19 protein-coding genes and 1 pseudogene are annotated in these 25006 nt (G+C 75.7%); 14 read left to right on the top strand and 6 right to left on the bottom strand.

The genetic code is table 11. From position 1 onward, the window contains the following. The first annotated feature begins 33 nt into the window (after nucleotides 1–33). Together VSR01_RS33005 and VSR01_RS33010 are read left to right on the top strand one after the other, a co-directional pair. Entirely contained in the window at nucleotides 34–2442 is a 2409-nt protein-coding gene (locus tag VSR01_RS33005; protein WP_326452650.1) for a ricin-type beta-trefoil lectin domain protein, read from the top strand. A gap of 59 nt (nucleotides 2443–2501) precedes the next feature. Continuing rightward, the gene (locus tag VSR01_RS33010; RefSeq protein ID WP_326452651.1) at nucleotides 2502–4484 is read left to right on the top strand and encodes an alpha-L-fucosidase; all 1983 of its coding nucleotides are present in this window, start codon (nucleotides 2502–2504) and stop codon (nucleotides 4482–4484) included. Between the two features lie 55 nt (nucleotides 4485–4539). On the opposite strand, the gene VSR01_RS33015 is transcribed toward VSR01_RS33010, so the two are convergent. Then, the gene (locus tag VSR01_RS33015) at nucleotides 4540–5022 is read right to left on the bottom strand and encodes an MSMEG_6728 family protein (protein WP_326452652.1); all 483 of its coding nucleotides are present in this window, start codon (nucleotides 5020–5022) and stop codon (nucleotides 4540–4542) included. 202 nt (nucleotides 5023–5224) lie between these two features. On the opposite strand from VSR01_RS33015, the gene VSR01_RS33020 reads away from it, so the two are divergent. The 9 genes from VSR01_RS33020 to VSR01_RS33060 all read left to right on the top strand — a co-directional run bounded on the left by VSR01_RS33020 (nucleotide 5225) and on the right by VSR01_RS33060 (nucleotide 14179). Further along, nucleotides 5225–5527, top strand: a complete 303-nt coding sequence (locus tag VSR01_RS33020) for an urease subunit gamma (RefSeq protein WP_326452653.1) — start codon at nucleotides 5225–5227, stop codon at nucleotides 5525–5527. 8 nt (nucleotides 5528–5535) lie between these two features. Continuing rightward, nucleotides 5536–5847 (top strand): urease subunit beta, encoded by a 312-nt coding sequence (locus VSR01_RS33025; protein ID WP_326452654.1) that lies wholly within the window; start codon nucleotides 5536–5538, stop codon nucleotides 5845–5847. Then, nucleotides 5840–7561: an urease subunit alpha gene (locus VSR01_RS33030; protein ID WP_326452655.1), complete on the top strand. Its 1722-nt coding sequence runs from the start codon at nucleotides 5840–5842 to the stop codon at nucleotides 7559–7561. The genes VSR01_RS33025 and VSR01_RS33030 overlap by 8 nt, the downstream gene beginning before the upstream one ends. Then, nucleotides 7561–8286 carry an urease accessory protein UreF gene (locus tag VSR01_RS33035; RefSeq protein WP_326452656.1) on the top strand — a complete coding sequence of 242 codons (726 nt, stop codon included), beginning with the start codon at nucleotides 7561–7563 and terminating at the stop codon, nucleotides 8284–8286. Before VSR01_RS33030 ends, VSR01_RS33035 begins: the two co-directional genes overlap by 1 nt. Before the next feature lie 184 nt (nucleotides 8287–8470). Next, entirely contained in the window at nucleotides 8471–9139 is a 669-nt protein-coding gene (gene ureG, locus VSR01_RS33040; protein WP_326452657.1) for an urease accessory protein UreG, read from the top strand. Continuing rightward, entirely contained in the window at nucleotides 9127–9939 is an 813-nt protein-coding gene (locus VSR01_RS33045) for an urease accessory protein UreD (protein WP_326452658.1), read from the top strand. Before ureG ends, VSR01_RS33045 begins: the two co-directional genes overlap by 13 nt. A 420-nt stretch (nucleotides 9940–10359) precedes the next feature. Then, nucleotides 10360–11721, top strand: a complete 1362-nt coding sequence (locus VSR01_RS33050) for a lycopene cyclase family protein (RefSeq protein ID WP_326452659.1) — start codon at nucleotides 10360–10362, stop codon at nucleotides 11719–11721. Next, on the top strand, nucleotides 11718–12563 hold the full coding sequence (locus tag VSR01_RS33055; protein ID WP_326452660.1) for a class I SAM-dependent methyltransferase: 846 nt from the start codon (nucleotides 11718–11720) through the stop codon (nucleotides 12561–12563). Before VSR01_RS33050 ends, VSR01_RS33055 begins: the two co-directional genes overlap by 4 nt. 47 nt (nucleotides 12564–12610) lie before the next feature. Further along, a complete protein-coding gene (locus tag VSR01_RS33060) occupies nucleotides 12611–14179 on the top strand; it encodes an FAD-dependent oxidoreductase (RefSeq protein ID WP_326452661.1) in 1569 nt (522 codons plus the stop codon). A 61-nt stretch (nucleotides 14180–14240) separates the two neighbouring features. On the opposite strand, the gene VSR01_RS33065 is transcribed toward VSR01_RS33060, so the two are convergent. Genes VSR01_RS33065 through VSR01_RS33080 form a run of 4 tightly spaced genes read right to left on the bottom strand, consistent with a single transcriptional unit; the run spans nucleotide 14241 to nucleotide 19262 of the window. After that, entirely contained in the window at nucleotides 14241–15236 is a 996-nt protein-coding gene (locus VSR01_RS33065) for a DUF5914 domain-containing protein (RefSeq protein ID WP_326452662.1), read from the bottom strand. After that, entirely contained in the window at nucleotides 15233–16339 is a 1107-nt protein-coding gene (locus VSR01_RS33070) for a phytoene/squalene synthase family protein (RefSeq protein WP_326452663.1), read from the bottom strand. The genes VSR01_RS33065 and VSR01_RS33070 overlap by 4 nt, the downstream gene beginning before the upstream one ends. Continuing rightward, the gene (gene crtI, locus VSR01_RS33075) at nucleotides 16336–17895 is read right to left on the bottom strand and encodes a phytoene desaturase family protein (protein WP_326452664.1); all 1560 of its coding nucleotides are present in this window, start codon (nucleotides 17893–17895) and stop codon (nucleotides 16336–16338) included. The genes VSR01_RS33070 and crtI overlap by 4 nt, the downstream gene beginning before the upstream one ends. Next, nucleotides 17892–19262, bottom strand: coding sequence for a polyprenyl synthetase family protein (locus VSR01_RS33080; protein ID WP_326452665.1), 1371 nt, complete (start codon nucleotides 19260–19262; stop codon nucleotides 17892–17894). The genes crtI and VSR01_RS33080 overlap by 4 nt, the downstream gene beginning before the upstream one ends. Nucleotides 19263–19740: 478 nt before the next feature. On the opposite strand from VSR01_RS33080, the gene VSR01_RS33085 reads away from it, so the two are divergent. The 3 genes from VSR01_RS33085 to VSR01_RS33095 are packed head-to-tail and all read left to right on the top strand — an operon-like array spanning nucleotide 19741 to nucleotide 23362. Next, nucleotides 19741–20415 carry a response regulator transcription factor gene (locus tag VSR01_RS33085; RefSeq protein ID WP_326452666.1) on the top strand — a complete coding sequence of 225 codons (675 nt, stop codon included), beginning with the start codon at nucleotides 19741–19743 and terminating at the stop codon, nucleotides 20413–20415. Beyond that, the gene (locus tag VSR01_RS33090) at nucleotides 20412–21107 is read left to right on the top strand and encodes a DUF4255 domain-containing protein (RefSeq protein ID WP_326452667.1); all 696 of its coding nucleotides are present in this window, start codon (nucleotides 20412–20414) and stop codon (nucleotides 21105–21107) included. Before VSR01_RS33085 ends, VSR01_RS33090 begins: the two co-directional genes overlap by 4 nt. Beyond that, entirely contained in the window at nucleotides 21104–23362 is a 2259-nt protein-coding gene (locus VSR01_RS33095) for an ATP-binding protein (RefSeq protein WP_326452668.1), read from the top strand. Before VSR01_RS33090 ends, VSR01_RS33095 begins: the two co-directional genes overlap by 4 nt. Before the next feature lie 12 nt (nucleotides 23363–23374). On the opposite strand, the pseudogene VSR01_RS33100 reads toward VSR01_RS33095, so the two are convergent. After that, nucleotides 23375–24810 (bottom strand): annotated as a pseudogene (locus VSR01_RS33100) (RICIN domain-containing protein). Nucleotides 24811–25006 lie beyond the last annotated feature (196 nt).

Raw genomic sequence — 25006 nt, forward strand, 5'->3', positions numbered from 1 at the left:
CAGCAGGACACCCCACCCCGAAAGGACACCACCGTGTCAGCACTCAGCCGGCTGTTCCGGCGACTACGCACCTCGACGGCCGTGATCGCGGGCCTCGTCATGGCCGCCGGCGGCATCGTGGCCACCGTCGCCCAACCCGCCCAGGCCGCCACCTCCGTGACGATCAACGGCTCGTCGGCCGGCCGCACCTTCGACGGCGTCGGCGCGATCAGCGGCGGGGGCGGCAACAGCCGCCTGCTGATCGACTACCCCGAGCCCCAGCGCGCCCAGATCCTGGACTACCTGTTCCGCCCCGGCTACGGCGCCTCGCTGCAGATCCTCAAGGCGGAGATCGGCGGCGACACCAACTCCACCTCCGGCGCCGAGCCCAGCCACGAGCACACCAGGGGCGACCTGAACTGCAACCGCGGCTACGAGTGGTGGCTGATGGAGCAGGCCAAGGCCCGCAACCCGAACATCAAGCTGTACGGGCTCGCCTGGGGCGCGCCCGGCTGGATCGGCAACGGCACCTTCTGGTCCACCGACATGATCGGCTACGTGGTCTCCTGGCTGGGGTGCGCCAAGCAGCACGGGCTGACCATCGACTACCTCGGCGGCTGGAACGAGCGCGGCTACAACATCTCCTGGTACGAGCAGTTGCGCAGCGCCCTCAACAGCAACGGCTACGGCTCGGTCAAGATCGTCGCGGCCGACTCCGACTGGACCGTCGCGGGCGACGTGGACTCCAACGCGGCCTTCGCCTCCGCGGTCGACATCATCGGCACCCACTACCCCTGCGGCTACCGGTCCGCCCAGACCAGCTGCACCGTGCCGTCGTCCGCCACGTCCTCCGGCAAACAACTGTGGGCCAGCGAGAACGGCTCCGACGACTACAACGCCGGGGCGAACGCGATGGCCCGCGGCATCAACCGCGGCTACATCGACGGCCGGATGACGGCGTACATCAACTGGCCCGTGGTCGCCGCGATCACGCCGAACATCCCGTACCCCACCATGGGACTGGCGCTCACGCCGCAGCCGTGGTCCGGCTACTACGCGATCGGCAAGAGCGCCTGGGTGATGGCGCAGACCAGCCAGTTCACCGCGCCGGGCTGGCAGTACCTCGACTCCTCCAGCGGGTACATCGGCGGCAACCGCAACAACGGCAGCTACGTGTCCCTGAAGTCGACGAACAAGACGGACTACTCCACGGTCATCGAGACGATGGACGCGAGCGCCGCCCAGACGCTGAACTTCAGCGTCACCGGGGGACTGTCCACCGGGACGGTGCACGTGTGGTCGACCGACGTCAACTCCGGCAACCCGGCGGACTACTTCGTGCACTCCGCCGACATCACCCCGTCCGGCGGCGCCTTCAGCCTCACCGTGCAGCCCGGCCGGGTCTACACCGTCACCACCACGACCGGCCAGGGCAAGGGCACCGCGACCGGACCGGCCCGGAGCGCCATGAGCCTGCCGTACAGCGACTCCTTCGACGGCGACACCGCGGGCACCGAGGCGAAGTACCTCATGGACTGGCAGGGCGCCTTCGAGGTCGTCGCCTGCGGCGGCGGCCGCAGCGGCATGTGCGTACGCCAGATGAGCGCGCAGGCCCCGATCACCTGGGACCCGCTGACCGACCCCCACACCATGCTCGGGGACCTCAACTGGGGCAACTATACCGTCTCCTCCGACGTGCTGCTGGAGAAGTCCGGGTACGCCGAACTGCTCGGCCGCGCCAACACGCAGAGCTACAGCGGGGCGGCGGGCCTGAACGCCTACCACCTGCGGGTCAGCGACAGCGGCGCCTGGTCGATCCTCAGCTCCGACACCGGCGGCACGGTGACCACGCTGGCCCACGGCACCACCGCGGCGCTGGGCACCAACCGGTGGCACGCCCTGTCCCTCGCGTTCTTCGGCAGCACCATCACCGCCTCGATCGACGGCGCCGCCGTGGGGTCGGCGAGCGACTACGGCTACGCCGCCGGCCAGGTCGGCTACGCCACCAGCCAGGGCGAGACGGCGCAGTTCGACAACCTGTCCGTCACCCCCGGCCCGGGCGGCACGGGCGGCGGCACGAGCGGCCCGATCACCGGCGTCGCCTCCGGGCGGTGCGTGGACGTGCCCAACCAGTCGCAGACCAACGGCACCCAGGTCGAGCTGTGGGACTGCAACGGCGGCGGCAACCAGCAGTGGACCAGCACCGCGGCCGGCGAACTGCGGGTCTACGGCGGCTCCTGCCTGGACGCCGCGAACCAGGGCACCGGCGCCGGCACCAAGGTCGACATCTACACCTGCAACGGCGGCGCCAACCAGAAGTGGACGTTCAACGCCGACGGCACCGTCACCGGCAATCAGTCCGGACTGTGCCTGGACGCCACCGGCAACGGAACGGGCAACGGCACCCTGCTGGAGCTGTGGACCTGCAACGGCGGCGGCAACCAGCAGTGGACGCGCGGCTGACGGCCCCGGCCGGCCGCGTCCCCCTCGCAGTTTCCGTCAACCGACCTGAAAGGGCTCCCATGTCCCCCTCCCCGCACCCGATCAGCCAGCGCCGGCTGCTGGCGGCGGCCGGCGCGGGCTCCGCCGTCGGCCTGCTGCGGTTCGCGCCCGGGGCCGCCGCGACCGACGGCCCCGGCAGCTACACCGCGAGCTGGTCGTCGGTGGACCAGCACCCTCCGGCCCCGGCCTGGTTTAAGGACGCCAAGTTCGGCATCTACTACCACTGGGGCGTCTTCAGCGTCCCCGCCTTCGGCAACGAGTGGTACCCGCGCAACATGTACATCGGCGGGTCGGCCGAGAACAGCCACCACATCGCCACCTACGGCGACCCGTCGGTCTGGCCGTACCACAACTTCATCGACGGCGCCCGCGACAAGAGCGGTGCCTTCGTGCAGTTCGCCCCCAGACTGGCCTCCGCCGGCGGCGCCTTCGACCCCGACGCGTGGGCGCGGCTGTTCAAGGCGGCGGGCGCGAGATTCGCCGGCCCCGTCGCCGAGCACCACGACGGGTTCTCCCTGTGGAACAGCAGGTCCAACCCGTGGAACTCCGTGCAGCACGGCCCGAAGCTCGACCTGGTCGACCTGCACGCGCAGGCCATCCGGGGCCAGGGGCTGAAGTTCATGGCGTCGCTGCACCACGCCTACCACTTCAACGGCTACTACGACCACGTGCCGTACCAGTCGGACGCCACGCTGCGCGTCCTGTACGGGCAGCAGGGCACGGCCGCGGAGAACCAGCTCTGGTACGACAAGCTGATCGAGGTCATCGACGGCTACCAACCGGACCTGATCTGGCAGGACTTCGACCTCGGACTGGTGCAGGAGTCCTACCGGCTGCAGTTCCTGGCGTACTACTACAACAAGGCCGTCTCCTGGAACAGGGACGTCGTCGCGACCTACAAGGACGGCCTGGACGACAAGGGCGAGGTCTTCGACTTCGAACGCGGCGGACCCTCCGGCCTCATGACGCCCTACTGGCTGACCGACGACAGCGTCTCCTCGTCCAGCTGGTGCTACACGAACGGCATCGGCTACTACACCACGCAGGCCCTGCTGCACGCGCTGATCGACCGGACCAGCAAGGGCGGCACCATGCTGCTCAACATCGCCCCCATGGCCGACGGGACCATCCCCGCCGGTCAGCAGAACGTCCTGCGCGGGATGGGCGACTGGCTCGGCCGCTTCGGAGAGGCGATCTACGGCACCCGCGCCTGGAGCAGCTACGGCGAGGGCCCCACCGCGATGGGCGGCGGCTCGTTCAGCGGCCCCAAGGCCGGTGTCGCGCAGGACGTCCGGTTCACCCGCAGTCAGGACGACAAGGTGCTCTACGCCACCTCGCTGGGCTGGCAGGGCGGCACCATGACCATCTCGACCCTCAACTCCCGCCAGTTCGACATCAGCGGCCTGACCAGCGCCCAGCTGCTGGACGACACCGCCGGCAGCTACATCGGCCTGCCCGCGCCGACCCAGGACGCCTCCGGCCTGCACCTGGCCATGCCGTCCTCCGGCGCGCCCTTCAGCGCCCTGGCGTACACGGTCAAGCTCACCTTCTCCGGCCAGATCCCGCCGCTGGGCGGCGGCGGGACCGGCACCGGGTACGTGAAGATCGCCAACGCCACCAGCGGGCTGGTGCTCGACAGCGGCGGCAACGTCGCCTCGGGCTCCAACCTCAAGCAGTGGACCTACGACGGCAGCACCAACCTGCAGTGGCAGCTGGTGGACCTCGGCAACGGCTACCACCGCATCGTCAACCGCACCAACGGCATGGTGGCCGACAGCTGGGGCGACACCGCCAACGGCGCGCCCGCGCGGCAGACGAACTGGAACGGCGGCAACAACCAGCAGTGGTCGCTCACCGACCTCGGCAACGGCCGCTACCGGATCGTCAACCGCGGCACCGGCACCGCTCTCGACGGCGCCGGCAGCACCGCGGCCGGCGCCACCACCGTGCTGTGGGCGCCCAACGGCAGCACCAACAACCAGTGGACCGTCACCGGCGTCTGAACCGCGCCCTGCGGGGGCGGTGCGGCCGCACCGCCCCCGGGGTCCCTGCCGGCCGCTACCTCGGCAGGGCCCAGGGGCGGTCGGTGGCCGGCCAGACGTAGGGCAGGTCCGGGGGAGTGCCGGGGAACAGCGGCCCGTAGTGGGCGGGGGCGCGGGTGAGCAGGGCGGAGCGGTGGCTGCGGTGGAACGCCGGGTCGCCCAGCCACGGCGGCAGTTCGCCGGCGGCGGCCAGCTCCGCCTGCTCGCGCGGCGGCGCCGCACCGGCCCGGTGGGCGGCGAGATCGGCGAGGAGAGTCGCGGCGCAGGTGTCGGCCCGGCCGGTGGCCGTCCACACCGCGCACACGTCGAGGCCGTACCGCACCAGCGCCTCCTCGTAACCGGCCCACATCCGCACCGCCGGGTGGTGGCGCCAGCCGTAGCCGGGGACGGTCAGGCCGCGCAGCACCTGGATGGCCTCGACCCGCTGCTTGCCCAGGCGGCGGGCGTCCAGGACGTCGGCGGAGGCGGTGAAGCCGGGGTAGGGGAGAAAGGTCTGCACACCCCATTACCGTCCGATCCGCGGCCCGGTCCCAGCCGCCACGCGGGCCGGACCCGTAATGGCTCCGGCGCCGGCACGAGGGAAACCAGCGCCGCCCGCGTGGGCGGCCGCCGTCATTGTGCGAGCCGCTGTAACAGCGGTTAACGCGGCCGAAACCGCCGCAAACTACTGTCGCCCCACCCGACCACGGTGAGGTGCGGCAGTGCAGTTGACCCCCCACGAGCAGGAGCGCCTGCTCATCCACGTCGCGGCCGACGTGGCCGAACGCCGCCGGGCCCGCGGCCTGCGGCTCAACCACCCCGAGGCGGTGGCCCTCATCACCGCCCACGTGCTGGAGGGCGCCCGCGACGGCCGCACCGTCGCCGAGCTGATGGCCTCCGGGCGCACCGTCCTCAGCCGCGCCGACGTCATCGACGGCATCGCGGAGATGATCCACGACGTGCAGGTGGAGGCCACCTTCCCGGACGGCACCAAGCTCGTCACCGTCCACGAGCCGATCGTCTGAGGGCCGCCGTGATCCCCGGAGAGATCCTTCACGGCGACGGACCGGTCGTGCTGAACGCGGACCGCCCGGTCGCCCGGCTGACCGTGCTGAACACCGCCGACCGGCCGGTCCAGGTCGGTTCCCACTACCACTTCGCCGAGGCCAACCCCGGCCTGCGGTTCGACCGCGCGGCCGCCCGCGGCCTGCGGCTGAACATCGCGGCCGGCACCGCCGTCCGCTTCGAGCCGGGCATCCCCGCGGAGGTCGAGCTGGTGCCGATCGCCGGGGCGCGCGTCGTGGCGGGCCTGCGCGGCGAGACCGGAGGCCCCCTCGATGGCTGAACTGTCCCGCGCCGTATACGCCGACCTGTACGGGCCCACCACCGGCGACCGGGTCAGGCTCGCCGACACCGACCTGGTCGTCGAGGTCGAACGCGACCTGGCGGGCGGCCCGGGCCTGGCCGGCGACGAGGCCGTCTTCGGCGGCGGCAAGGTCATCCGCGAGTCGATGGGCCAGGGCCGCGCCACCCGCGCCGAGGGCGCACCCGACACGGTGATCACCGGCGCGGTCGTCCTGGACCACTGGGGCGTGGTCAAGGCCGACGTCGGGATCGCCGACGGCCGCATCACCGCTCTCGGCAAGGCCGGCAACCCGGAGACCATGGACGGGGTCCACCCCCGTCTGGTCATCGGCCCCGAGACCGAGGTCATCGCCGGCAACGGCCTGATCCTGACCGCGGGCACGATCGACGCCCACGTGCACTTCATCTCCCCGACCCTGATGCACCAGGCGCTGGCGTCCGGCGTCACCACCGTGATCGGCGGCGGCACCGGACCCGCCGAGGGCACCAAGGCCACCACCGTCACACCCGGCGGCTGGCACCTGGCCCGGATGTTCGCGGCCCTGGAGGCGTACCCGGTCAACGTCGGCCTGCTCGGCAAGGGGAACACCGTCAGCCGTGCCGCGATGCACGCCCAACTCGCCGGCGGGGCGATCGGGTTCAAGATCCACGAGGACTGGGGGGCCACCCCGGCGGCCATCGACGCGTGCCTGACGGTGTGCGACGAGACCGGGGCGCAACTCGCCATCCACACCGACACCCTGAACGAGGCGGGGTTCGTCGAGGACACCCTCGCCGCGATCGCCGGACGCGGCATCCACGCGTACCACACCGAGGGCGCGGGCGGCGGCCACGCGCCGGACATCATCACCGTGGTCTCCCACCCCAACGTGCTGCCCTCGTCCACCAACCCCACCCGGCCGCACACCCTCAACACCGTCGAGGAGCACCTCGACATGCTGATGGTCTGCCACCACCTGAACCCCGCCGTGCCCGAGGACCTCGCCTTCGCCGAGTCCCGCATCCGGCCCTCGACCATCGCCGCCGAGGACGCCCTGCACGACCTCGGCGCGATCAGCATCATCAGCTCCGACTCCCAGGCGATGGGCCGCATCGGCGAGATCGCGCTGCGCACCTGGCAGACCGCGCACGTGATGAAGCGCCGCCGCGGCGCGCTGCCGGGCGACGGCCGCGCGGACAACCACCGCGCCCGCAGGTACGTCGCCAAGTACACCATCAACCCCGCCGTCGCCCAGGGCATCGACGCCGAGGTCGGCTCCGTCGAGACCGGGAAGCTCGCCGACCTGGTGCTGTGGTCGCCGGCGTTCTTCGGAGTCAAACCGCACCTGGTCATCAAGGGCGGGCAGATCGCCTACGCGCAGATGGGCGACGCGAACGCCTCCATCCCCACACCCCAACCCGTGCTGCCGCGGCCGATGTTCGGCGGCGTGGGCGCGGCCCCCGCGGCGAACTCCGTCAACTTCGTCACCAGCGCGGCGATCGACGCCGCGCTGCCCGAACGCCTGGGCCTGGGCAAGGCGTTCACCGCGATCCACAGCACCAGGGAGGTGACCAAGGCCGACATGCGCGAGAACGACGCCCTGCCGCGGGTCGAGGTCGACGCCGACACCTTCACGGTGCGCATCGACGGCGAGGTGGTGGAGCCGGCTCCGGTCGCCGAACTCCCCATGGCCCAGCGGTACTTCCTCTTCTGATGGCGCGCGGGACGCCTGACGGCGCGGCGTCGGCGGACGCGGTGGCCGACGCCCGGACCGCCCTGCTGCTGCTCGCCGACGGACGCTTCCCGGCCGGCGGCCACGCGCACTCGGGCGGCGCGGAGGCGGCGGTCGTCGACGGACGGATCCGTGACGCCGCCACGCTCGCGGACTTCTGCCGGGGAAGGCTGCACACCCAAGGACTGGTCGCCGCCGCACTGGCCGCGGCGGCGACCGCAGGCGGCGACCTCCTCGCGCTCGACGAGGCCTGCGACGCCAGGACGCCCTCGGCCGCGCTGCGCGAGGTCTCCCGGCGACTCGGCCGGCAGCTGATGCGGGCCGCCCGGACGGCGTGGCCCGACCCCGCCCTCGACCGCCTGGCCGCCGCACGGCCGCGCGGGGCGCACCAGCCGGTGGTGCTCGGCGCGACCGCCCGGGCGGCCGGCCTCGGCCCGGCCGACGCCGCCCACGCCGCCGCCTACGACAGCGCCGGCTCGCCGGCCACCGCGGTGGTCCGGCTGCTCGGCCTCGACCCCTTCGACGCCGCCGCGGTCCTCGCTCGGCTCGCCCCCGAGATCGACCAGGTCGCCCGCGAGGCCGCACGGCACGCCGTCCGCGCCGTCGCCGAGGGCGAGACCGCGCTGCTGCCGGCCGCCTCCGCGCCGATCCTCGACATCGCCGCGCAGGCGCACGCCGCCCGGCCCGTCCGGCTGTTCGCCTCATGACCTCCCGGGCGGTCCGGGAGGCCCGGGCGGGCCGGGCGGGCCGGCAGGTCAAGGCGTCCGGCTCCGGCCGCCGCACCCCGCCGTGGCCCCGCGGAGCCGCTCCACCCTCCGTGGCCCCGCGGAGCCGCCCCACCCCCCGTGCCGGCAGCGCCGGACACGCCGTCCCCCGGCCGAAGGAGCCGCCATGCACCTGGACCACCCCGAGGTCTTCCCCCAGCGGTACGCCCACACCGCGACGCCCGGCCCGCGCGCGCTGCGCATCGGGCTCGGCGGCCCGGTCGGCTCCGGCAAGACGGCGACCGTCGCCGCCCTGTGCCGGACGCTGCGCGACGAGATCGGCATCGGCGTCGTCACCAACGACATCTACACGCGCGAGGACGCCGAATTCCTGCTGCGGGCCGCTGTCCTGCCGCCGGAGCGGATCACCGCGGTCGAGACCGGCGCGTGCCCGCACACCGCGATCCGCGACGACATCTCGGCCAACCTCGAAGCCGTCGAGGATCTGGAGAGCGCCGCCGGCCGGCTGGACCTGGTGCTGGTGGAGTCCGGCGGCGACAATCTGACCGCCACCTTCTCCAAGGGCCTGGCCGACGCGCAGATCTTCGTGATCGACGTGGCCGGCGGCGACGACATCCCCCGCAAGGGCGGCCCCGGCGTCACCACCGCCGACCTGCTCGTGATCAACAAGGTCGACCTCGCCCCGTACGTCGGCGCCGACCTGGACCGCATGGCGCGCGACGCCGCGGACCAGCGCGGTGACCTGCCGGTGGTGTTCACCTCCGTCAACCGCGGCGACGGCATCGCGCCGATCGCGGCCTGGGTGCGCGAACGGCTCGCCGCGTGGGCGCACTGAGCGGCGTCCGCGCGACCGCGCGGATCAGGGCGGTCGCGGCGGGCCCCGGCGACAGCACCGCGCTGCCGCTGCTCGCCGGGGACGGTCCGCTCGCCCTGCGCAGGACCCGCGCGCACGGAGCGGGCGCGGCGGTCACCGTCGTCGGCGCGATGAGCGCGCCGCTCGGCGGCGACCGGCTGCGGATCGAGGCCGAGGTCGCCGCGGACGCGCGGCTGACGGTCGGCTCGGCCGCCGCGACCGTCTCGCTGCCCGGCCGCGAACAGGACCCGGCGGCGTACGAGGTGCGGCTGGCCGTCGGGCCGGGGGCGGAACTGCGCTGGCTGCCCGAACCGGTGATCGCCGCCCGCGGCAGCGACCTGCGGATGACCACCGTCGTCGACCTCGCCCCCACCGCGCGCCTGGTGCTGCGCGAGGAACAGATCCTCGGCCGGCACCGGGAGACCTCCGGCCGCCTGACGTCGCGGCTGACCGTGCGGGTGGCCGGCCGCACCCTGCTCGACCAGGAGGTCTCCTTCGGCCCCGGCGCCGCGCCCGGCTGGGACGGTCCCGCGGGTCTCGCCGGCTACCGCGCCGTCGGCCAGCTCCTGCTCGTCGGGCCCCCCGCGCCGGGGCCTTCCGCGCCGGGGCCTTCGGCGCCGGACACGCCCGCGCTGCTCGACGCCGGCGGGCACGGCCGCGCCGCCCGCACCCCGCTGGCCCTGCCCGGCATCGACGGCCCCGGGCGGGCCGTGCTGGTGACGGCGGTCGCCGCGGACGGCCGCCGCCTGCGCTCGCTGCTGGAACAGGCGAGAGCGCTGTGACCACCGCGGAGGAAGCCGCCCGACGCGGGTGACGTCAGCGTCGGCGGCGGCTCCTGCCGGCCGCGTCAGCGGGACGCGCGTGCTCCGCGGAGAAGCTCGCCGCGACGCGCGGTGGGCGCAGCCACGGAGGGACCGTTCGGCGGCGGTCGGCGCGCTCGATCCGGTGAACCCGCGGGGCGGGCCCGGCGCCTGCGGGGCCCCGCGCGACGCGAGCCGTGATGCTGAGGGAGGGAGCGCCGGCGGCGGCGCGCCGTGGGCGGGCAGCGCTGGGTGGCGACGGCGGGCCCGGCGCCGTAGCTCCCGGTCACGGCGAGCGGCCGGCAGCCGGCGGTGGCCCGGTCGGACCGTCCGCAGGGCGGAGGCAGCGGGAGGCGCCGGGAGGCAGCGGGAGGCAGCGGGAGGCAGCGGGAGGCGGCGGGGATGGCGCTGGACGCGGATGTGGTGATCGTCGGCGCCGGCGCCGCGGGACTGTCGCTGGCGCACCGGCTGGCCGCCCCGCGCTTCGCCTGGCCGGTGGACGTCCTGCTCCTCGACGCTCCCGCCGCCCTGCGGCCCCCCGAACGCACCTTCTGCTACTGGGAGGACGGCGGCGGGGAGTACGACGCCGCACTGGCCGCCCAGTGGGACCGGTTGCGGCTGCGCGCCCCGGACGGCCGCGACGTCCTGGTCCGCCTGGGGTCCGCGCGCTACAAGATGCTGCCGTCGCGCTCCTTCGAAGCGTGGGCCGGGCAGCGGATCGCGGCCGCGCCGTGGGTGCGCCGCGCGGCGGCCGAGGTGCGGGAGGTCCGCGACGACGGCGCGGACGGCGCCCGCGTCGTCGGGCTCGACGCCCACGGGCGGCCGGCCGCCTGGCGGGCCCGCTGGGTCTTCGACTCCCGGCCGCCGCCCGCGCGGCCCGCGCGCACCCGGCTGCTCCAGCACTTCCGCGGCTGGTTCGTGCACTGCGAGCGTCCCGCCTTCGACCCGCGCGCGGCGGACCTGATGGACTTCCGCACGCCTCGGCCGGCGCGCGGCGTGTCCTTCGGGTACGTCCTGCCGCTGGGACCGCGCGACGCGTTGGTGGAGTACACCGAGTTCTCCCCGGCGGTGCTGGACGACGCGGGCTATACGCGCGCGCTGCGGCACTACACCGAGGAGGTGCTGCGCCTCCCGCCCTTCCGTGTCGAGCGCCGCGAACAGGGCGTCATCCCCATGACGGACGCCCGGCCGTCCCGCCGGGCGGGCGCGGCGGTCTTCCGCGTCGGTGCCGCGGGCGGGGCGACCCGGCCGGCCACCGGCTACACCTTCGCGGCCGTCCAGCGGCAGACCCGCGAGGTGGCGGCGGCACTGGACGCGGGCCGCACCCCGCTGCCGCCGCCCGCGTACCCGGCCCGCGCGCTGGCGATGGACGCGGTGCTGCTGCGCGCCCTCGACACCGGCCGGGTGGACGCGGCCGCGTTCTTCACCCCGCTCTTCGCGGGCGTTCCGGCCGACCGGCTGCTGCGCTTCCTCGACGGACGCACCGGTCTGCGCGAGGACCTCGCCGTGGGGCGGCGCACCCCCGTCCTCCCGATGCTGCGCACCGCGCTCGAACTGCCGCTGCTCCGGCGCCGCCCTCCGGCCGGGGACCGCCGGGACCGCCCCGCTCCGCCCCCGCCCTCGTCCCCGGCGTCCCCGGTGTCCCCGGCCGATCGTGCCGCCGGAGCGAGCCCGCGCGCCGAGGCGCCCGCCGCCGGAGCGCGCCCCCGAGAACCACTCGCCGAGCCCCACGCCCCCCTGCCCGAGGAGGACCACGGCCCATGACACCGCTGCGGGACACCGGACGCCCAGACCCGTCCGACCCGTCCGACCCGTCCGACCCGACCGGCTCAGTCGGCCTGTCCGGCCTGTCCGGCCTGTTCGACCCGTCCGGACTGTCCGACGCCTTCGACCGCGCCGCGCCGCGCTACGACCGGCTCACCGCCGTCAACCCCGGCTACCGCGCCGACCTCAGACGCTCCGCGCGCCGACTGGCCCTGCCCGGACGGGGCGCCGGACTGCGGCTGCTGGACCTGGGCTGCGGCACCGGCGCGTCCACCAAGGCGCTGCTCGCCGCCGCCCCCGACGCCGAGATCGTCGCCATGGACGCCTCGGCCGGGATGCTCGCCCGCGCCGCCGCCAAGCGCTGGCCGGCCGGCGTGACCTTCGTGCACGCCCCGGTCGAGCGGCTCGCCGAGGCCGCGGTCACCGGACCGTTCGACGCGGTGTTCGCCGCCTACCTGTTCCGCAACCTCGCCGACCCCGACGCGGGCCTGGCCACGGCGCGCGACCTGCTCGTCCCCGGCGGCCGGCTGGCGGTGCACGAGTACACGCTGAGCGGCCGGGCGGCCCACCGGGCGGTGTGGCGGGCGGTCTGCGCGGCCGTCGTCGAACCCGCCGGCGCGCTCGCCGGCGACCGCGGCCTCTACCGCTACCTGCGCCGCAGCGTGCTGGAGTTCGACACCGCGGGCGCGTTCGCCGGACGCGTGGCGGCGGCCGGTTTCCGCGACGTGCGGGCGCTGCCCATGCCGGGCTGGTCGACCGGCATCGTGCACACCTTCGTCGGCCGCGCGCCGTCGGTCCGCGCGCGCACCGCGGCGGGGGCGACGCGGACGGCGGCGCGGTGAGCCGCACGCCGCCCCGCCGGCCCCTGAGCGCGAGCCGGACGGCTGCCGTGCGGCGCTCCGCCGGCCTCGTCGCGGGCCGCGGTGCCGGCCCCGCGGGCCCGGGGCGGGACCGCCGGGCGGAGGTGCTGCCCGCCGCGCCCGGCCGGCCGCGCCTGGACGCCGAGGACCCGCCCCTCGTCGCCGTCGTCGGAGGCGGCATCGCGGGGCTCGCGGCGGCCACCGGTCTGGCCGAACGGGGCGCCCGCGTCACCCTGTTGGAACGCGAGGCGCAACTCGGCGGCCGGCTGGCCGGCTGGCCGACCGTGCTGTCCGACGGCACGGCGGTCACCATGAGCCGCGGCTTCCACGCCTTCTTCCGCCAGTACTACAACCTGCGGGCCCTGCTGCGCCGCGCGGACCCCGGGCTGGGCATGCTGACCGCGCTGCCGGACTACCCGCTGTGGCACGCCGGCGGGCTGCGCGACAGCTTCGCCAAGGTGCCCCGCACCCCGCCGTGGAGCGCGCTGGGATTCGTCGCGCGCAGCCCGTCGTTCGCCCTGCGGGACCTGGCGGCCGTCAAGGCGCGGGCGGCGCTGCCGCTGATGGACGTGCGGGTGCCCGAGGTCCACGAACGGCTGGACGGCACCAGCGCGAGCGCGTTCCTCGACGCGATCGGCTTCCCCGCCGCCGCCCGGCACCTGGCCTTCGAGGTGTTCTCCCGCAGCTTCTTCGCCGATCCGGACGAACTGTCCGCCGCCGAACTGGCGTTGATGTTCCACATCTACTTCCTCGGCTCGTCCGAGGGCCTGCTCTTCGACGTGCAGGCCGAGCCGTTCCCGCAAGCCCTGTGGGAGCCGCTGGCGGGGTACCTGACCGAACTCGGCGCGCGGCTGCGCTGCGCGGCGCCGGTGCGGACGGTCCGGCCGCTGGGCGACGGCCGGGTCGCGGTGGACGGCGCCGTCTACGACGCGGTGGTGCTCGCGCTGGACACCGGCGGCCTGCGCGCGGTCGTCGCCGGCTCGCCCGGCCTCGGCGGCCCGCGGTGGCGGCGGGACGTGGCCGCGCTGCGCACCGCGCCGCCGTTCCTGGTGTCCCGGCTGTGGCTGGACCGCCCGGTCGCCGGCGAGCGGGCCGGGTTCCTCGGCACCAGCGGGTACGGTCCGCTGGACAACGTCAGCGTCCTGAACCGCTGGGAGGGCGAGGCGGCGCGCTGGGCCGCCGCGACCGGAGGGTCGGTGGTCGAACTGCACGCCTACGCCGTCGAGCCGGCCGCCGACCGCGCGGCTGTCCAGCGGCGGGTGCGGGAGGAGCTGCGCCGCGTCTACCCGGAGACCCGCGGCGCCCGCGTCGTCGACGCCCGGCACGAGTGGCGGGAGGACTGCCCGCTGTTCCCGGTGGGCGGTCACCGGCGGCGACCGGGCGTCCTCACCGAGGACCCCGCGGTGGTGCTGGCCGGGGACCTGGTCCGCACCGGGCAGCCGGTCGCCCTGATGGAGCGCGCGGCGACCTCCGGGTTCCTCGCCGCGAACGCGCTGCTCGCCCGGTGGGGCGTGCGCGGGCAGACCCTGTGGACCGTGCCGGCCCGCGGCCGCAGCGGTGCGCTGCGCGCCCTGTCCCGTGTCCTGTCCCCGCGCTGAACCCCGCCCCGGGGCGGCGCTGCCGGGGGCCGCCCGGCCCCCGAGAGAATGCGACGAGGCGTCACCCGGGGAAGCGGCCCTCGGCCCGCAGGGCGTGGCGGCGTTCGGCGTAGGCGAGGTCGTCCCGCCACAGCCGCGCCGCGGCGGCCCGCACGACAGGGCGCAGGACCGGGGCGGCGGCGCGCGCGACGGCGAAGCCCGGCCGGTCGGAGGTGGCGAGCACCGCCTCGATCACGGCGGTGCGCGGACGTCCCCGGTGGTCCCGGCCCAGCGGCGTGGCGTGCGTCTCGACGGACGAACCGCGGCCCTCGCCGTCGGTGATGTGCATGACGACCGTACGGGGCTCGGGCGCGGTGAAGACGGCCCGGACCGGGACGACGATCCGCCGGGTCAGCCGGAAGGACACCCGCACGGCCAACGCGTCCTCGTGCGCCGGCTCCTCCACCGTCAGGTCGACGAACGAGTAGGGGTGGAACCAGGCGCCGTGCCAGGGGTCCAGGCGGTTGGCGAGCACGTCGGCCGGCTCGCACACCCCCGACACGTCGTGCACGGCGGCGAGCGTCGCGGCGGCCGCGGGGCGCGCGGGCAGCACCGGCCGGTCGAGCGGCTCCTCGCCGCCGGACGCGTCCAGCCGCACCCACGCGAGCACCCCGTCGTCATGGGCGGGCAGCGGCGACCAGCCGGGCGCGGGCCGGCCGTCGAGCGCCAGGCCGTGCCAGCGGCAGACCAGCGCGCCGCAGCTCACCCGGGCGTCCCTCAGCGGCGCGCCCAGGTGCGGGCAGGCGCCCGGACCGGCCAGCAGCCGCCCGGCCGCGTCGCGCCAGGCGACCACCTCGACGCCCGCCACGGTCCGTGCGAAGGGACGGCCGGCGGTCACCGCCGAGGACGCGGCGAGCACGTACCAGTTGCCGGAGGGCCGGTCCTGGGCGCGTTTCAGGGCGCCGGCGATCAGACCGGGACGGGCCTCGCGCCAGGTGGGGCGCTGCCCCTCCCACGGCACCGGCCGGCGGTGCAGGCGCAGCGGCACCCCACGGCGGCGCGGCGCGGCCCCGGTCACGCCGCCTCCGGCGCCGCGACGGGCCGCCGCTCGGCCCGGGCGGCCCGAATACGGGCCGCGCCGACCCGGGCCAGGCCGTCGAGGGCCACCGACAGCCGGACCCGGCGCGGGACGGCGGAGCGGCGGTGCAGCACCGACCAGCCGTCGCGCTCGACCGCGGCGAGGATGCCGCCGTAGAGCACGAACGCGGTGCGGACGCACGGCCGGGACACCGGATCGAGCATGGCGATCCCGGGCAGCGCGCGGCCGTAGAAGCCCCGGGTCGCCGCGGCGAAGTCGCGCAGCGCCGCGGTGACGCGCCGGTCCCGCCGGCCGGTGGCCCGGCTCCACTCCAGCCTCGCCCGGTCCACCCCGTGCGCGGCGAGCAGGTCGGCGGGCAGGTAGACGCGCCCGCGGTCGAGGTCCTCGCCGACGTCGCGAAGGAAGTTGGTCATCTGGAACGCCACGCCCAGGTCCGCCGCGTGGGGTTCCGCCTCCGGCCGGGGCACGACATGGCCGAGGACCGGCAGCATCTGCAGGCCGATGACGGCCGCGGAGCCGTGCATGTACCGCCGCAGCGCCGGGAAGTCGGCGTAGTCGGACACGCTCAGGTCGGCCCGCATGGACGCCAGGAAGTCCGTGAAGTGCGCGGGGTCGATGGCGTAACGGCGGGCGGTGTCGGCCAGCGCGCGCACCACCGGGTCGTCCTCCGGCGGGTTCGACGGGTCCTCCGGCGGGTCCTCCGGCGGGTCGTCCGGCCGGCTCCCCGCCGGGTCCCCCGGCTCGTTCCGCGGCCGGCCCTCCGACGGGTTCGGCGTCCGGTCGGCCGTCGGCGGCTGCGCGGGGGACGCGGCCAGCTCGGCGCTCAGAGCGTCGGACAGGCGCCGCAGGGCGGCCTCGCGGGCGGCCGGACCGGCGGTGCGGCCGAGGTCGTCCACGATGTCGTCGGCCCGGCGGGCGAAGCCGTACAGCGCGTGCACCGCGGGCCTGCGGTCGGCCGGCAGCAGCCGGGTGGCCAGGAAGTAGGTGCGTCCGTGCCGGGCGTTGAGCGCGCGGCACCGCACGTAAGCGGCGCGCAGCCGCGGGTCGTGGATGCCCGCGGCGTCGAGTTCGTGTCGGGTCATGCCGGCCCCTTCCGGGCGGGAGGTCGGACGGAGGCGGCGCCGCCGCGGGCGGCGCCGGTACGGTCGGCCGCGGCGGGCCCGGTGATGCGGGCGGCGGCGAGCTTGCCGGAGATGAGCGCCGTCGGCACGCCCACCCCCGGGGTGGTGCCGCAGCCGGCGAGCACCGCGTTCTCGGTCCCGCGCACCAGGTTGGCGGGGCGGAAGGGACCGGTCTGGCCGAAGGTGTGGGCCAGTGAGAAGGGCGTGCCGGCCATGTGGCCCTGCTCGGTCCAGTGCGCCGGGGTGAACAGGCTCTCCCGCTCGATCGCCGCGCCCAGCCCGTCCAGACCGCGGCGCTCCAGCTCGGCGATGATCCGGTCGCGGTAGCGGGGCCCGAGCGCGCGCCAGTCGGCGGCGCCGGGGCCGATGTCGGTGTTGGGGCAGGGCGCGAGCACGTAGTGGACGTGCCGGCCGGGCGGGGCGAGCGACGGGTCGTGGGCGGTGGGCCGGGTGATGAGCAGGGACGGGTCGCTCATCAGGCGACCGGTCGCGGTCAGCTCCTGGAAGGTGCTGCTCCAGGCGTCGCCGAAGGACAGCGTGTGATGGCCCAGTTCGGGCCAGGTCCGGTCCGTTCCCGCGTGCAGGACGACCGCGGACGGCGAACGGCGCAGGCGCAGCAGCCGCCGCGGGGTCCGCCCCAGCAGCCGGTAGGCGTGCGGGAGTTCGCAGCTGAGCACGACCGCGTCGCAGGGGATGCGCCGGCCGGTGGTGTGCACGGCGGTGACCCGGCCCGCCGCGCCGCGTTCCAGCCGCACCGCCTCCTGGCCGTACAGCAGCTCGGCGCCCGCGTCCCGCGCCGCGCCGGCCAGGGCGCGGGGCACCGCGTGCAGGCCGCCGCGCGGGAAGTACACCCCGGCGACGGTGTCCATGTAGGCGATCACGGCGTAGGCGGCCAGCGCCCGGGCCGGCGGGACCCCGGCGTACAGCGCCTGGAAGGAGAAGACGCGGCGCAGCCGTTCGTCGCGCAGGAACCGGCCGATCCGCGCGTCGAGCCGCCCGAAGCCGCCCAGGGCGGCGAGCCGGGCCAGGTCCGGGTGGAGCAGGTGCAGCGGCGAGTCGACGTTCGCGTCGATGAACCGGCGCATCTGCACCCGGTACAACTGCTCCAGCCAGGTCCGCAGCCGCCGGTAGCCGGCCGCCTCGGCCGGGCCGGCGAACGCGCGCACCGCCTCCTCCATGGCCTCCGGCCGGGTGTGCACGTCCAGGCTGCTGCCGTCGGCGAACCGGGCCCGGTAAGCCGGGTGCAGCTCGACCAGCTCCAGCCGGGCGTCCGGCGACTCGCCGACCGCCGCGAGCGCCTCGGCCAGCAGGTGCGGCATGGTCAGCACGGTGGGACCGGTGTCGAAGCGGTAGCCGCCCAGGTCCAGCCGCCCGGCCCGGCCGCCCGGCGCGGCGTCCCGCTCCACCACGGTGACCCGGCGGCCCGCGCCGAGCAGGTGCAGCGCGGCCGCCAGCCCGGACAGGCCGGCGCCGATCACCACCACATGGTCCGTACGGCCGGGGACGGTGCGCGTCATCGCGTGTCCTCCGGGGGAGCGGGGTGCCCGGCGGCGGCCCGGAGCACGCTCAGCAGGCGGGCGCGGGCCGCCGGTTCGAGCGGCGCGGCCTCCAGCGCGGCCGTGCACGCGGCGGCCAGTCGGCCGATGTGCGCCTCCACCGCGGCGCGGGCGCCGGTGGCGACGAGCACCTCGCGCACCCGCTCCAGTCCGGCCGGCGACAGCCCGCCGTCGCCGAGCGCCTCGTCGAGCACGCCGAGGCTCTCCCGGTCGCCGGCCCGGCGGGCCCGCTCGCGGGCCACGGCGACCAGATGGGTGGCCTTGCCGGTGCGGATGTCGTCCCCGGAGGGCTTGCCGGTGACCCGCGGGTCGCCGAACACCCCGAGGAGGTCGTCGCGCAGTTGGAAGGCCAGACCGGCGCTGCGTCCCGCGGCGCCCAGCGCGCGGCGGACCCGGGGAGCGGCGCCCGCCAGGGCCGCGCCGAGCGACAGCGGCCGCTCCACGCTGTACAGACCGCTCTTGAGCACGGCGGTGCGCAGCGCGCCGTCCGGCTCGCCGGGGTCCCGGCCGCCCGGGCCGGCCGCCTGGCCGAGCAGGTCCAGGTACTGGCCCGCGACCATCTCCGTCCGCATGGCGCGCCACACGGCCTGCACCTCGCCGCGTACGGGCTCGGGGAGCGCGGTCTCGGCCAGCAGGTCGTCGGCCCACGCCAGCGCGAGGTCCCCGGCCAGCACCGCCGCCGACCGGCCGAACGCGGCCGCGCCGTCCGGCCCGGACGGCGGACGGCCGCCGAGCCGTCCGGCGAGCGCGACGTGCACCGCCGGGCGTCCGCGCCGGGTCGGCGACCCGTCCATCACGTCGTCGTGGATCAGCGCGCAGCACTGGATGAGCTCCAGCGCGGCGGCGACACGCAGGACGGCGCGCGGTCCGGGGCGCGCGCCGTCCGCAGGGCCGCTGTCGTCGGCCCGGGCCTCCGGGGCCTCCGCGCCCGCCGCGCCCATCTCCGGGGTCGCCGCGCCCGGATCCGGGGCCTCCGGGCCCTCGACCGGGCGTTCCCGCGCACCCTCGTCGCGCCCGTCGGCCGCCGCGCCGCCGCCGCAGGCCCGCCAGCCCCACCACACCAGGGCGGCCCGCCGCCTGGACCCGCCGGACAACGCGAAGTCGGCGAGCCCCCGGGCGAGGTCGTCGGCGACGACCTTGTCGAGCGCGGACGCCTCGGCGACCCGTCTGTCCAGCACCTCCCGCAGCGTGTGCGCGACGGCGGACGTCGGATCGCGGTCCCCCGCGTCGGCCGCCCCCTCGGCCGCCGTGTCCTCGGCCGCGGACCCCTCGGCCGCCGTCCGCTCGTCAGGCCCGCTGACGCACGGTCCCTGACGGAACGTCATCATGCGCCGGTCCGCGGAGGAGGGACCGGGATCCACGGGGGAGCCGGGCGGGCGAAACGCATCGGGCTGTCCTCTCGTCGCACGAACACGCCCGATCCGCGGACGGAATTCGAGCACAGGTGACCACGAGTGACAAGTGTCTCCCGTTTCAGCACCTTTTCTCAGTATTTGCGTCGCGGTCGTAGGGCATCGGTGCCGCGCACGGCGGCAGCCCGACGGCCGATCGGGTGAGGGCGGCCGGAGGGCGCCGAGGGCGGCCAGGGGCGCCCAGGGGGGCGCCCGGGGGCGGCCGGGCGCGGCGACGCGCTCGACGCGGCGTCGGTGGTACGCGTGGGACGTGGGGCGCGTCACTGACGCAAGTGGCACCAGACGGAACCGGAGACCGTAAGTTGACGTCATCAACAGTCATAAGGACTCGGCGGCGGCGGCGATCACGACGAGGGGGTTGGTCGCCACACGGGGGTGCGCCGCCGGGGACGTCATGGGAGGGAACTTGCACGACTCTTCACAATCCATCCCCTTGGAACCCGGCCAGCGGATTCCGGTCGTGGTCCACGCCCCGGACCCGATCTCGCGGGAGGGGGTGATCAGCCAGTTACGGCAGCACCCCGTGGTGGACCTCGTCGAGGAGGCCGACGCGCCGAAGGAAGGAGTGGCCCTGCTGCTCGCCGACTCGCCCGACCCGGCCTCGCTCACGTGGCTGCGACGCGTCGTGCGCCAGAGCAGCCTGCGGCCGGTCCTGGTGGTGAGCCAGATCCGCGAGGCGGACATCCTCGACGTCTTCGAACTGGGCGTCGGGGCCATCGTCTGGCGCCACGAAGCCACCTCGCAGCGGCTGCTGAGGGCGGTGCGCGCCGCACACCGCGGCCAGGGGGAGCTGCCGTCCGACCTGCTCGGCCGGCTGATCAGCCAGGTCGGCAGCCTGCGGACGGTCGCCGTCCGGCCGTCGGGCGTGCAGCCGTCCGGCCTGTCGCCGCGCGAGACCGACGTCCTGCGCCTGGCCGCCGACGGGCTGGGCACCGCCGAGATCGCCGTGAAACTCTCGTACTCCGAACGGACCGTCAAGAACATCATGCAAGGTCTGACCACCCGGCTCGCGCTGCGCAACCGCACGCACGCCGTCGCATACGCCCTGCGGGAGGGATACATCTCGTGATCCACGAAGTGGACAGCCTCCTGAAGGGCCTGCTGGAAGGCGGCGCCCTGGCCGGCGCCGACGTCAAGATCGCCTTCGACCCGCCGACCCGAGACTGGGCGGCCCGCCAGAACGCGCCCGCCTTCGACGTCTACCTCTACGACATCCGCGAGGACGTCCACCGGCGCGAGCGCGGGCTAGCGGAGGTCCGCGACGAGCGCGGGGTGGTCGTGCGCCGGCGCAGACCGCCGCGCTGGTTCCGGCTGTCGTACCTGGTCACCGCCTGGACCAAGCAGCCGGAGGACGAACACCGACTGCTCTCGGCGGCGTTGGCCACCCTGCTGCCGCACGAACTTCTGGCGCCCGACGAGTTGCCCGGCGCCCTGGCCGCGCTGGGCCTGAGCGTGCCGCTGGCCGTCTCCGGCGTCCAGACCGAGGCGCGGTCGCTCGCCGAGATCTGGTCCGCGCTCGGCGGCGGCCTCAAACCCTCCCTGGACATCGTCGTCACCGTGCCGTTCCCGGCCTACCCCGACTACGACGCCGGACCGCCGGTCACCGAGGGCGCGGTGGTACGGGCCAGGGAGCTCGACGGGCCCCTGGAGGACGGCGAACGCGCCCACCAGGCGCGGCACCTGACGGCCGGCGCGTCGGAGCCGGGCGACGGGCCGGCCCGCGTGCCCGGCGCGCCGATCCGGCCCGGGGCGGCCCGATGACCGGCACCCTGGGCACTTCGCCCGAGGCGAGCACGGTGCCGGCCGGCACGGCGCCGGCCGGCACCGGCGGCCCCACCGCCGACCCGGCCGATCCGCCCGCCGGTACCGCGCACCCCGACGCTGCGCACCTCGGCTCCGCCGATCCCGACGCCGCGTCCCAGGACGCCGAAAGCGTGCTGCTCGCCCGGCTGGCCCGGCTGCGCGCGCGGGTCGCCGCGCTCGTGGAGCGGAACAGCGCGGGCGACCCGACCGCGGCCGACCCGCTGCGCGGCCTGTACCTCGACGACGCCGCCGTCCGGCACCACCTGGCGCGCGAAGCCGCCCCCCGGTTCGCCGCGGACGGCCGGCCCGCGGTCGGCACACCGGTGTCGGAGGAAGCGCCCCACGCGGACGACGAGAAGCCCGACGCCGCGTCGGGCGACCGGCTGCGCCGGCTCGCGCTGCGCCTGGGGCTGACCGCGCTGGACGTCGACATCCTGCTCATCGCGCTCGCCCCGGATCTCGACCGCGGCTTCGAGCCGCTGTACGGGTACCTGAACGACGACGTGAGCCGCCGGCGGGCCACCGTCGGACTGGCGCTCGACCTGTGCGGCCTGGCGCCGTCGCGTGCCGCGGCGCGGGAACGCTTCCACCGCACGGCGCCGCTGACCGCGCTCGGCCTGCTGCTGGTGGAGGAGCCCGAACGCCCCTTCCTCAGCCGCTCGTTGCGGGTCCCGGACCGCCTGGTCGACCACCTGCTCGGCGGCGACGGCCCGGACGCCGCACTCGACGGCTACGTGCGGCGTCTGGACACCCGCGGACCCCTCGCCCACGTGCAGCCCGCCGGGTCGCCGGCGCCGCGGCTCGCCGCGTACCTCGCCACCGGCGCGCGGGCGGTCTACCTGCGAGAGCGCCGGGAAGGCGACGGCCTGCTGTGCGCCGCCGCCGCGCTGCACGCCGCCGGCCGCGACGCCCTGCACTTCACCCCCGCTCCGGCCGACCGCGCCGCTGCCGGCACACAGGGCCAGGAACCGGCGGACCACCACGGCGCCGACCGGTACGGCCCGGTGGCGGAACTGCTGCGCGAGGCCCGGCTGCGGGGCTGCGCGATCGTGGTGTCGCCGCTGCCCGACCGGCCGGGCCCGCTGATCCGGGCGCTCATGGTGCCGGACGTGCCGGTGGTGTTCGCCGGGCCGGCGCCGTACGACGCGCAGTGGTGCGAGCGCGATCCGCTGGTGCTGGACGTGCCCTGGGCGCCGTCGGCCGCCGCGGACGCCTGGGCGGCGGCCCTGGGCCTGGGCGCGGAGCAGCAGCCGGGGTTCGACCTGGCCGCCACCGTCGCCCCCTACCGCCTCGGCGGCGACCGGATCGCCCGCGCGGCGCGCACCGCCGTCGAGCTGGCGGCGTTCGAGGGCGCCGCGCTGACCGCCGGCCATGTGCGGGCCGCCGCCCGCCGGCAGTCCGCCTCCGGCCTGGAGCAGCACGCCCGGCGGATCCGGCCCGCGGTCGGCTGGGACGACCTGGTGCTGCCCGAGGAACGCCTGGAACAGTTGCGGGAACTGGCGCTGCGCGCCCGCTACCGCGAGCGCGTCCTCGGCGACTGGCGGCTCAGTGCCGGCGGCGGCCGCGGCCGGGGCGTGCTCGCGCTGTTCGCCGGGGAGTCGGGCACCGGCAAGACGCTGTCGGCCGAGGTGGTGGCCGCCGACCTCGGACTGGACCTGTACGTCGTCCAGCTCTCCTCGGTCGTCGACAAGTACGTCGGCGAGACCGAGAAGAACCTGGAGCGCATCTTCACCGAGGCCGACAGCACGGACGCGGTGCTGCTCTTCGACGAGGCCGACGCCATCTTCGGCAAGCGCTCGGAGGTCAAGGACTCCCACGACCGCTACGCCAACATGGAGAGCGCCTATCTGCTGCAGCGCCTGGAGGCGTTCGACGGCATCGCCCTGCTCACCACCAACCTGCGGGCGAACATCGACGACGCCTTCACCCGGCGCCTGGACCTCGTCGTCGACTTCCCCTTCCCGGACGCCGGGCAGCGGCTGGCCCTGTGGCGGCACAGCCTGGTCCACGTGCCGTGCGAGGAGGACGTGGACCCGGCGGTCTGCGCGGCGGAGTTCGAGCTGGCCGGCGGGTCGATCCGCAGCGCGGTGGTGACGGCGGCCTACGCGGCCGCCGGCCGCGGCGAACCGGTCACCACCGCCGACCTGGTGGCCGGGGCCCGCCGCGAGTACCGCAAGGCGGGCCGCCTGGTCCCCGGCGACCTGGGACTGTGAGGCCCGCGGGTCTCAGCCGTTGTCGGGCTTGACCAGGTACCAGCCCTGGTCGTCGTCGTCGCTGCAGGTGTACAGGGTGAGGTTCTTGCCGTCGCCCGCGTCCTCGCCCTTGTTCGCGAAACCGGCGACGTCCAGGCACAGCCCGTTGCTCGCGTAGTTGCGGATCCAGTACAGGCCGCCGCTGTTGGGCCGCTCGACCAGGTACCACAGCTGGTTGTCGGTCAGCGACCTGGTGCACGCGCTCTCGTACAGGGGGGAGGTGAGGTCGGCGGCGCCGGTGCCGGACGGATCGATGCAGTAGCCGGTGGTGATGTTGCGGAGCTGGACCAGATCGGCGTTGCCCGGCCCCTGGCCCTTGGCCACGGTGTCGAGGTCGTAGACCTGGTTGACCTTGGCGGGGTTCGCGGCGCAGGTGTACTGGCTGACCGGGCTGCCCGAGGACCCGGTGGCGAAGGCGGGCGCGGCGCACTTCTGCGTCGTCCCGTTCCTCAGCATGACGTTCTTGAACTTGTCGTCCGCGGGTGGCTTCTTGGCCCCGCCACCGCCGCTCTTGGGCGCCTGGGTCCGCGGCGCCTGGGTCTGCGGCGTCTGCGGCGCCTGGGTCTGCGGCGGCGTGGTCGTGGGCGGCGCCTGGGTCGCCGGCGGCGTGGACGGGGGCGGCGGGGACAGCGTGGCGGCGGCCACCTCGTTGAACTCGGTGGCCTTGCTGCTCACCGACGGCCGGTAGGCGATCCAGATCATCGCGAAGGCGAGGGCCAGCGCGATCAGCATGCTGAGCAGCACACCGATCCAGCGCGGCAGCAGCCCGGGCTGGACGTACGTGCCCTGCACGGGCAGCGGTTCGGCGCCGGAGCGGTGCACGGTGAGGGTGTAGGGCCGGGACTGCTTGGCGCCGGCCCAGATCGTCTGCCGGGGCTTGAGCGTCGCCTTGACGAAGGCGGCACGGCCGGGCGGGATCTGGACGTTGGCCGGGTGGATGTCGTAGCCGAGCTGGTCGCCGTTGTCGCTGCCGCCGACGGAGGCGGTGAGTTTGACGTTGCCAAGGTTGTCGACGGCCAGCCGGGCCGGCCGCGGAAGCGGCCCTTGACGACCGGCGGGACGAGCTCGGCCCGCACCTCGGTAAACGGGGTGACCGTGATGGCGCCCTCGGGCACGGTGGTGGCCTGCGGGTGCTCGGTCGGGACGATCTGCACGCCGTACGGGGTCGGTCCCGCCGCGGCGTCCGGGGTGCGCGGCGGGGCGAAGGTCAGCTCCACGGTCCCGGTCGTGCCGGGGTAGAGCCGGAGGACCTGGGGCTCCACGGTCGTCCACGGGGCCAGGTCGCCGACCGGTACGAACCGGTACTCGTCGACGACGTCGCCGGTGTTGCGCAACCGCAGCCGCACGGTGGTGCTGCCGCCCGGGTCCACGGTGGCCGAGGCGGGTTCGAGGGAGGTCCACAGACTCATGAGCCGACGCTACGGCGAGCGGCGCCGCGGTGTCGCAGGCCCCGGGGCACCCTCGCACGGCGCCCTTCGGGCAGATCGACCGCCCTTCCGGGCAGGAGGCGCTGCCCCCGGAAAGGTACCCAAGGCCCTTCTGGGAGCGCGACCACCCGACGAATGTGGAACGAGTCACTGAGTCATACCCGCGAGGAGAGCAGAA

This window comes from Actinacidiphila sp. DG2A-62 (assembly GCF_035825295.1).
In the GTDB taxonomy this organism is placed as follows: domain Bacteria; phylum Actinomycetota; class Actinomycetes; order Streptomycetales; family Streptomycetaceae; genus Actinacidiphila.